This is a genomic window from Mesorhizobium sp. M5C.F.Ca.ET.164.01.1.1 (assembly GCF_004792125.1).
GTDB classification, from domain to species: Bacteria; Pseudomonadota; Alphaproteobacteria; order Rhizobiales; family Rhizobiaceae; genus Mesorhizobium; species Mesorhizobium wenxiniae.
Map to the genome: position 1 here is coordinate 1 of NZ_SRTG01000291.1, position 343 is coordinate 343.

Below are 343 nucleotides of genomic sequence, written 5' to 3' on the forward strand. Positions count from 1 at the left end.
CTTCGATTTCCTTGCCGATCCGATCGGCGGCGGCCCTGGCGGCGAGCGCATCCTCACCGGCCACGACAATGGCCTGATCACGCTCAACGTCGCCGAGGCTGACTCGGCCGAACGCGAGCGCCGGCGTGTCGCGATGGGCGAGAACTATCGCACGCTGCTCGGCCATTTCCGCCACGAGCTCGGCCATTATTATTGGGACCGGCTGATCCGTGACGACCCGCAAAGGCTTGCCGCTTTCCGCGCCCTGTTCGGCGACGAGCGCGCCGGCTACGAACAGGCGCTGACGGCCTACTATGCCAATGGCGCGGCGCCTGACTGGCAGCAGGCTCACATCTCGGCCTAT

At 66.5% G+C, this 343-nt stretch carries 1 protein-coding gene; it reads left to right on the forward strand.

What is annotated here, in order from left to right; genetic code table 11:
- A partial coding sequence (locus EN807_RS33525; RefSeq protein ID WP_189522687.1) for a putative zinc-binding metallopeptidase occupies positions 1–343 on the forward strand: 343 nt, incomplete at both ends.